Raw genomic sequence first — 2,643 nt, 5'->3', positions numbered from 1 at the left:
CGTTTTCCTCGGTGTCCGTTCGCTTGGTTTGTCCGAACCAGTTGGTGTGGGTGGTCTGGATGACCTGCCGGCTATATAATCCGCGGATCGATACCGGGGTGTCGGTTTTGCGCAGGTCTTTCGAGCGCGCCCGCATTCCGCCGAGATTGACCAGCTCGAGCGTCGGCACGGAAGCGAGTTTAAGCTTGGTCCAGGCCTGGAGGTGGCGCAAAGCGATGTCGTAGTTTTTTTGCGCGTGCTCCTGCGTTCGCACCGACCAGCGCATGCAGGTGGCGCAGATTTCGCGTCCATCCGCGAGTTGGGAGGAATGCGCGGCGGGCAGCCCGCATGAAAAGCAGGTTGGGCAGTTTTTGACGCAATCGGCGCAGTAGCGGTGGTGCGCAACCTCGTACCCGTTGTGGATGGGCGCGAAGCAGATTTCGCATTTGGGCAAGGTGGTGTCGAGGCACGCCTGCGAGCAGTAGATTTGCCCTTCGCTCGTAAAATGGGCCCCAAAGATGGTTTTGTTGCACACGCAGCAAACCGGACGGAGCTTATCGACGCAAATCTGCGAGCAACAGACCGTGCCGCCAAACGTCCAGTAGTTTTTCGGCAGGCGTTCGCCGCAGACCTCGCAATAGGTCGGCGTGCCGCCGAAGGCCATCGTTGCGCAACCGCATGCCCCGACAAAAAGGCGGCGGCTGAATTTTCCTGTTTTTGTGCCGTTCATCCAAAGCCTGCCTGGGTTGGTGGGCATGGCCTAGAAGCGCCGGCCCTTTTGTGCGTTCTGCCGCACCATCTGCTGTTTTGGGGCCGGGGGATTTTCCAGATAGAGGCCATACCACTCTTCGCCCAACCCGGCGTTGGAGAAGCTCTTTACCTTGTCGTTGGAGAGCCGTTCCCAGTTGAACGTAAAGGTTTCGTTCCCGGTCGCTTCCTTCGCTTTCATCAAGAGCTCGCGTGCTTTATCCGTTTCGCCTTCCTTTACGAGGATCCAGCTCATCAGGCCGTAGAGCAGGGTTCCGCGATCGCCCCGGAACCATTTGATCCGGCGGTTGAAGGTCTTTTGCGCGCCGGCCACATCCTTGTTTTTATACTGGCGCGCCATCTTCATGGCCACCAGCATCGGCTCCATCATCATCGGGCCCTTGAGGAAGCCGCCTGTTGCGAGGAGCGCATCCACCTGCTCGAACTCCTTGAGTTGATAGAGAAACTGCATGCGCAGCGACGCAATCTGCCGGCCCATCAGCAACGACCACTTTTTGAACGGTACCAAGCGTTCGGTGAAATCGAGCGCTTCCTGGTAGAGTTGCTTTTGGTCGGTCTCGATCTGCCGCTGGATCAGCTTGATGTTGCCGCCGGGTTTGCGCTGGAATTGCTGGATTTTCCGGTTCATCCGCTGTTGGCCGGCCAACATGTTTTCCTGCAACTCCTTCTGCACCTTGGTGATTTGTTTGCGAACGAAGAAGCCCACCAGATAAAACGCCGCAAGGAATCCGACGATGCTGAAAAATATGGTGGTGCCTCGGTTCACCCCTGCCGCTGGCAGGGCGATGGCCAATACGATTGATACCACTGCAGAAATAAGAAGTGAAAGCATCTATGCTGTCCTTTCAATTAGGTTTGTTCATCCGTCATGCGAGGGTTCGAATGCATAACGCGAACCGGGAACATAGCAGGAGTCCAAGGGGAAAGTCACGGCAGACAATGCCTAACTTTTGTTTGCAGGGCGGATTTGCGTTTTAGGGGAGCGGAAACCCGTTGCCCAGCCACGCCAGGCTCCAGGCGGCGGTGCGGATCCAGTTGGTGCGGATCAGTCGGTTCGTCCACTTCGGCGTGTTGCCCGCCAGCTGCAGCTGGCGGTGGCAGGGGACCGATACCGTGAAGGTCGTGAGCCAGGCGGCGAGCACCGCGGCCGCGCTGATCCAATGCGCCGGGGTCGGTGCCCGCATGCATTGAACGGCAATGAGGCCGGCCTGCAGCAGCATGGGCGGAATCACGATAAAGGAGAACGTCCGCATGTAGCCGCCGTGCCAGCCGATGAAACGGGCCGGGTCGATTGACCGGAAGGCGGGGTAGATCACCAGCTGGACCAGCCAGATCAGCATCAGCATGGCGGTATCCGTGATCAGCCGGAGCGTGGTTGGATCGTTCAGCGACATGCCGCGGATTGTAGCGCGGGGCGCTGAACCCGCAAGTTCAAACGCTGCCGTTGCGCACGGCCGAAAAAAAACTGTAATGTTTCCTGTGCAACGACGAACACCCCACGTCATAAATGAGTTTTGAAAGGAGTCCGGTGAATCTACACACGATCGATCAAACAATCCGCCGCGGGATGAGAGCGGCCGGGGAGCCTGCCGCCCGGGTTTCTCTCTTTGTGGTTTTTTTCTGGTTCGGCATTCTCAAACCGCTGGGGGTCTCTTCCGCCGCGCCGCTGGTGCTCAAGACCGTCGATTGGATGCCGTTGTTTTCCCCCGAACAATGGCTGGCCGTCATCGGATTGTGGGAAATGGCCATCGGGGTCTTCTTTCTGTCCCGTCGCACCACGCGGCTGGCCATTGCGCTGCTGTTTTTGCAGATGACCGGAACGTTCATGCCGCTGTTCGTCCTCCCGGAGATCACCTTCCAACCCGGCGGAATACCGTTTCTTCCAACGCTGGAGGG

3 protein-coding genes and 1 pseudogene are annotated in these 2,643 nt (G+C 58.3%); 1 reads left to right on the top strand and 3 read right to left on the bottom strand.

Features of this window, described 5'->3' with window-relative positions; genetic code table 11:
* The 3 genes and pseudogenes from ABYO54_RS15920 to ABYO54_RS15910 form a co-directional block, all read right to left on the bottom strand.
* A pseudogene (locus tag ABYO54_RS15920) lies at positions 1-709 on the bottom strand (hypothetical protein); the annotation flags it as partial.
* Between the two features lie 30 nt (positions 710-739).
* Positions 740-1,579: a hypothetical protein gene (locus tag ABYO54_RS15915; protein ID WP_372809216.1), complete on the bottom strand. Its 840-nt coding sequence runs from the start codon at positions 1,577-1,579 to the stop codon at positions 740-742.
* A 142-nt stretch (positions 1,580-1,721) separates the two neighbouring features.
* Entirely contained in the window at positions 1,722-2,141 is a 420-nt protein-coding gene (locus ABYO54_RS15910; RefSeq protein ID WP_372809215.1) for a hypothetical protein, read from the bottom strand.
* Between the two features lie 134 nt (positions 2,142-2,275).
* On the opposite strand from ABYO54_RS15910, the gene ABYO54_RS15905 reads away from it, so the two are divergent.
* Positions 2,276-2,643, top strand: a 368-nt coding sequence (locus ABYO54_RS15905; protein WP_372809214.1) for a hypothetical protein, incomplete at its 3' end; no start/stop codon positions are given.

The sequence above is a fragment of the Pontiella sp. genome (assembly GCF_041622395.1).
Taxonomy (GTDB): domain Bacteria; phylum Verrucomicrobiota; class Kiritimatiellia; order Kiritimatiellales; family Pontiellaceae; genus Pontiella.
The sequence above is the reverse complement of the archived record's forward strand: the minus strand, read 5'-3'. Positions and strand labels throughout refer to the sequence as shown.

What these genes read in the sequence shown, in the direction of transcription:
- ABYO54_RS15915 (WP_372809216.1), bottom strand. Translation starts at nt 1,579, where the DNA reads ATGCTTTCACTTCTTATTTCTGCAGTGGTATCAATCGTATTGGCCATC.
- ABYO54_RS15910 (WP_372809215.1), bottom strand. Translation starts at nt 2,141, where the DNA reads ATGTCGCTGAACGATCCAACCACGCTCCGGCTGATCACGGATACCGCC.